The 5301-nt window shown below is 34.3% G+C and carries 6 protein-coding genes; 5 read left to right on the top strand and 1 reads right to left on the bottom strand.

Translation table 11 applies throughout. The annotated features are described in order from the left end of the window. The first annotated feature begins 142 nt into the window (after window positions 1-142). The 5 genes from mobQ (at window position 143) to NI455_RS15065 (ending at window position 4974) form a co-directional block, all read left to right on the top strand. Window positions 143-1096 (top strand): MobQ family relaxase, encoded by a 954-nt coding sequence (gene mobQ, locus NI455_RS15085; RefSeq protein WP_253114855.1) that lies wholly within the window; start codon window positions 143-145, stop codon window positions 1094-1096. Continuing rightward, window positions 1093-1563, top strand: a complete 471-nt coding sequence (locus NI455_RS15080) for a hypothetical protein (RefSeq protein ID WP_065995588.1) — start codon at window positions 1093-1095, stop codon at window positions 1561-1563. The genes mobQ and NI455_RS15080 overlap by 4 nt, the downstream gene beginning before the upstream one ends. Before the next feature lie 576 nt (window positions 1564-2139). Next, window positions 2140-2796 (top strand): hypothetical protein, encoded by a 657-nt coding sequence (locus tag NI455_RS15075; protein WP_060875705.1) that lies wholly within the window; start codon window positions 2140-2142, stop codon window positions 2794-2796. 59 nt (window positions 2797-2855) lie between these two features. Further along, entirely contained in the window at window positions 2856-3194 is a 339-nt protein-coding gene (locus tag NI455_RS15070) for a hypothetical protein (RefSeq protein WP_253114853.1), read from the top strand. 838 nt (window positions 3195-4032) lie between these two features. Next, window positions 4033-4974, top strand: coding sequence for a replication initiation protein (locus NI455_RS15065; protein ID WP_373683723.1), 942 nt, complete (start codon window positions 4033-4035; stop codon window positions 4972-4974). Here the strand turns inward: NI455_RS15065 and NI455_RS15060 are convergent. Further along, window positions 4964-5233: a DUF8583 domain-containing protein gene (locus NI455_RS15060; protein ID WP_038346864.1), complete on the bottom strand. Its 270-nt coding sequence runs from the start codon at window positions 5231-5233 to the stop codon at window positions 4964-4966. The two genes, NI455_RS15065 and NI455_RS15060, sit on opposite strands and share 11 nt — an antisense overlap. Window positions 5234-5301 lie beyond the last annotated feature (68 nt).

Raw genomic sequence — 5301 nt, 5'->3', positions numbered from 1 at the left:
GCTATCGTGTTTTTCATGAAATGCGCACTTACGACTTGGATTTCATCCAAGTCAAAGTTTGCGTAAGGGGATACCCCTTAACCCCAAAAAATTGCTACGCAATTTTTTAAAAGCAAAAGCAAAACCATCACAAGGCTAAGGCATGGCAATTTATCACTGTACGACTAAGACCGTTAACCGAAGTTCGGGACGAACTGCGGTAGCATCTATGGCCTATCGTGCAGGAGAAAAATTGACAGATGAACGGACAGGGTTAACGCACGACTTCACGAGAAAAGAAGGTGTGGTGTATACAGAGATTCTTTCTAACTTGGATACTGAATTAGACCGAAGCAAAGTTTGGAATTTGGCGGAAAAATCAGAAAATCGGAAAGATGCCCGAACCGCACGTGAATGGGTGATTGCTCTACCGGACGAGCTGGATGAAGAACAGCGAAAAGAACTAGCAAGAGAGTTTGCTCAATCTTTAGTAGACCGTTATGGGGTGGTTGCAGATTTAGCGATTCATGCACCTAGCAAAGGTGGAGATGATAAAAACCATCATGCACATATCTTACTGACAACTCGCAAAGCAGAATTAGATACTGAAAATAAACTGGTCCTCACTCAAAAATCGGAAATTGAGTTAAGTAACACCAAAAGAAAAAGCTTAGGCATGGGAACAAGCCAGGAAGAAATTAAACAGATTCGAGCCACCTGGGCAAACTTAGCCAATCATGCTCTGGAATATGCAGGGTATCGGGAAAGAATCGACCACCGCAGCTATGCCGATCAAGGTAATCAGATACAAGCCACCATACATGAAGGCAGTAAAGTCACCCAGATGCGCAGAAAGGGCATAGATACTGAAATTAGCCGTTTCAACGACACGATCAAACAGCAGAACAGTCAACAGCTCCAATACAAACAACAGCACAAGGAACAGACCTTAGAACAGGGTTTCAACCGTGTTGAAAAAGGCTTTGAGCAATGGAAGAAAGATCAGGAAGCTAAACGCCTAGAACTAGAACATAAAAAGCAGTTAAAGCTACAGCAAGAACAAGCGATGAAGCTGAAACAACGCAAAAGCATGAATAGAAATGGGCCTTCCCTATGAGCAATCAAAACGATTTAGACGACCAGTTATATATTTTATTAGCCTCCATGAAGGAATACAGGGAAGCCATAGCAGATGATAACAAGCGATTAGAGACGTTTTACAACAAGGTAGCTAGTGGGGTACTAGAACAGAGCAAAAAGACCCTAAATAACGCAAATCAGGAAGCTACACGCGCCCTTCAAGGTCGTATTCAGGAGTTAGATAAAGCCACCGATAAATTGAACTACAGATTTATTGCCTTGTTGTGTGCAATTTTCCTTAGTCTGGTATTAGTTTTCCTGTCTTTTATATTTTTATTTATTCCAAGTTTTGATGAAATCCAGCAGCGTCGAGCAGAAGCAGCTTGGTTAGAACAGAGTTACAACCTAGATATTAAAAATTGTAATGGTAGAGCTTGTGTACGGATCATGAAAAATGACTGTCACGGAACGAATAAAGATTACTGTGTGATTGATCCTAAATAATTACTGGTAAGTACTTTGCTCGGTTCTTCTCTTAATCTTATCAATACCGGATGTCGCAAAGTGGCTCGACTTTGAAACATGGCAAAAGCCATATTTCAAAGTGTCGAGCTTTACTTTTCATTTTTTATGTCCTATCTATTTGTCATAAGGAAGCATACTTTATAGCACTAATAGTGGACTTAATAATGAGAATGTATTTGATTTTCCTAGCTTTTATAATAATGATTTTTATTTTAGCTCTCGTTGTTAAACTCGATAATGATCGGAAAAAATTTGAAGTATTCAATGAAGTAGAGACAACAAGCAAGTTTATACAAAAAAAACCATAGTTTTTTTATGGTTTTTTAAATACTTTATAAAATATAAATCCTTATTTGAGTTTCCATAACCCAGTATTCCATGACTGGGCTTTTTTTTATATTTTCAAATAGTGTTTTAGTAAAAATCAATCAAATTTCGTATAACAGCCATTATGTTAAATAAAATATAAACTTTATTTTAACTTTAAATTTTAAAGTTATTGACTTTGTTTTGTAAATCTATTAAATTGTTTTTAACTTTTAAAAGGTGATAATCATGAGTCTCATAAAAAAACTTCACAATAAACAAGCTACGGAAACAAAAATGATTTCAACATCAATAAAAATTCCTCAAGTTATGGATGAAATAATTTCAGACTTAGCTGTATTTTTTGATTCAACTAAGCAAGAAGTAATTCTTGATCTATTATCTGATGCAATAGATAACTATAAAGCTGAAGAAAAAAAGCTTTTGGAACAACAAGAAAATGAGATTGATGAGGATGAAAATAGCTCTATAACTAATCAAGAAAATATTGCTATTAATCATAATTATTTTCTTTTAAATACTTGTAAACGGTATTCAATAGATGATCATTATTTCATGATTAATAATGGATATGCGGCTGCATTTGATGATGGATATAAACAACAAATAGAACGAATTAAAAAAGGAGATGTTGTATTTTTATATGCTAACGGAAAAGGGATTTCAGGCTACGGTATAGCATCAGGTCAAACCATAAAAATTGAGCATGATGGTGTACCAGAAAATTGCTACTATCAAGTGCTAGAGGACTATCAACTACTAGATACGCCTTTAAAAGCAAAAGATATTCGAGACATTTGTAGTAGAACTCCAGTATTTTTAAAGACACTGTCTAAAATTAATAAAAAAGATGGTCAGATTATTTACAATAACTTGAATAATTAATTATATAAAACAGCCAATTAGAACTAATTGGCTGTTTTAATTTAGGGGTAGGATCAAAAATGAAGATAGGTATTTTTTGGTTTTATAGCGATAGAATTATAGGCATTGCTCATGAATTTAATTCTAATGAAAAGGATTCTATTGGGTTAATTGATAGTAAATATACACATATGGAATATTGGGAGATAATCAAAGCAGATATCTCTGAATTACGGTATATGGAATATGATGAAGTTCCAAGGGGAAGAGTTATTTTTGATATCAACAAAAATAAATTGATTATTTATCTAGATAAGAAATTATTAAGTAAAGGTAAGGTGTCAAAAATTTGTGATTTTTTTGATGCTGAATATGATGTGAATACAGTATTACGCTTAGATCCTCATTATAGAACTTAACAGAAAACTAAATTTGGATTAGAAAGATTTTCTAAAATTAACATAATACACCTTATACGAAATACAACTGTTTTTCTCTTCAAGATCATTATATTAGAGATTGCCGCCTTGAATCATAGAGCAACAGGGCGGCAACTTTTCTATTTTTTATGTTCCACGATTACTATTTGATCGTTGTTCCACGGTTTTGATTAGATATTTTAATTATTAGATTCTATCCAGTAAGAACCGAGCGAGTGTCTACGAGCGATTACCTAGCATTAAAATTTTTCCCCTGCCTTTTCCCTGATTACAATCTCCCCTTTGCTTAATAACGGAAGATACAGAGCATCCCGAATGGGTGCGAACTGTATTATCTAAATTCTAGACGAGCGAAGCGAGCATAAAGCTTACTGAGCGTAGCGAAGGCATAGTTTCTTTTTTATTAAATTCTCAACTCTTATTTGAAAAAAACAGCCCCTTCAACCGAGCTTTAGCGAGGTTAAAACGTCCGAGCTTTAGCGAGGGCATAGGGCTGTTTTATTTTATATATTTTCTCTTTTTATCTTTTAAAAAGCTTTTAAAAGCTTTTAGACACCCTTCTAGGCCATACACAGCAAGTCTTTCAGACTTTAAAAAAGTACTTTTAGAGGACAACTAAGTACTTTTAGAGGACAAAACGCACTTAAAAAAGTACTTTTAGAGGACTTAAAAAGTACTTTTAGAGGACAATATGGTACATTGAAAATGTTGTACTTTTTTTAAAAAAGTACAAAAATAATAGTTATTTTATGATCAAAATGGTAACTTAAAGGTACTTTATATTCAAAGTACTTAAATGTATTGTGGTTAATTTATGATTGAACAAAATAAAAAGACATACCCTCCATCTTGGGTAGTAATGCAAAACAGTATCCAAGAATGTTTTAAAAGTATGAGTATTGATGAAAAACGCCTATTAATTCTTGCCAGTCCAGTTGCTAGAACTAGCAATGCTACTGAAAAGGACTCCATAACTATTACAGCTGAAAGCTTTGCTCAAGAATGTAATATAAAAACCCATTCAGCATATAAGTCACTTGAAGAAGCAAGTAAATCTCTGATTAAGCGTTATTTTTGTTATTTGGATGAGAAGGGGCGAAAGACGTACTGTAATTGGGTTATTCGTGCCCGATATGAAGAGGGTTCCGTGTCTATTTGCTTTCCTGACGAAGTACTTTTAATGCTTAAGGAGTTTGATAAATTAAATCCATATACGAAGTACAAAAAAGACATCGTACTCAGCCTAAGAAAAGATTATTCATTCGATTTTTATCATTTAGCTAAAAAGCATCAGGCTATGGGAAAATTTGAAATATCTTTAGAAAAAATAAGAACTGAATTTGGCTTACCTGAGTCTTATCATGATCTAAGTAACCTTAAAAAACGTGTCATCAATCCATCACTAGAAGAGATCACAGCCAATACTGATATTGACCTAACCTATGAGAATGTTAAAAAAGGGCGTTCTGTGGTCGGCTTTAAGTTTACGGTAAGAGAAAAGCCCACCCCCAAATTGATAGTGCCTGAACGAGATCAAAACACGGTAGATATGTTTCGTAGCTTGTCTGATAATCAAATCAATATGTACAGTTCTATTTTGTCAAAAGTAAGTAGTATTAGTGATCTGGCTGGAGCAAAAGATTATCAAGCATTTGCAATATGGATTTCTAATATCTTAAGAGATCCAAAATCAGTCCGAGAAGAAACGGCAAAACGTATATTTAAAGCTTTACGGACTGAAACAGATTTTAAAGGTTAAAAAGCTGTCTATCTCGATCTTCTGTTAAATACTCGTTGAGTTCAGCGAGTATTTTTTCTTTGTTGGCTTCATTACTTTGCATCTTTTTAATTAAGTAAGAACCAAGCAAAATTTTACGCCGAGTATCGTCCTTTCTTTCCTGCTCTTTCTGTTTCGATTTTTCTCTAGCTTCGATAGCCTGTTTACGAGCCTTTAACTGTTTGAGCTTCTCTAACTGGGCTTCGATTTTCTTTTCAAGAGTTTCAGCAGCTTTTGTCATGATTCAGATTTCGGGATATAGAAAACCACTCAAGCATAAGGCCCTATGAATTGAAATTCAAGCGGGCT

This window comes from Acinetobacter lwoffii (assembly GCF_024129435.1).
In the GTDB taxonomy this organism is placed as follows: Bacteria; Pseudomonadota; Gammaproteobacteria; order Pseudomonadales; family Moraxellaceae; genus Acinetobacter; species Acinetobacter lwoffii_F.
This window is presented reverse-complemented; position numbering and strand designations above follow the sequence as displayed.

Bases quoted from the DNA above. Each gene is read 5' to 3' on its own strand.
- mobQ (WP_253114855.1), top strand. From the start codon at position 143: ATGGCAATTTATCACTGTACGACTAAGACCGTTAACCGAAGTTCGGGA.
- NI455_RS15080 (WP_065995588.1), top strand. From the start codon at position 1,093: ATGAGCAATCAAAACGATTTAGACGACCAGTTATATATTTTATTAGCC.
- NI455_RS15075 (WP_060875705.1), top strand. From the start codon at position 2,140: ATGAGTCTCATAAAAAAACTTCACAATAAACAAGCTACGGAAACAAAA.
- NI455_RS15070 (WP_253114853.1), top strand. From the start codon at position 2,856: ATGAAGATAGGTATTTTTTGGTTTTATAGCGATAGAATTATAGGCATT.
- NI455_RS15060 (WP_038346864.1), bottom strand. From the start codon at position 5,233: ATGACAAAAGCTGCTGAAACTCTTGAAAAGAAAATCGAAGCCCAGTTA.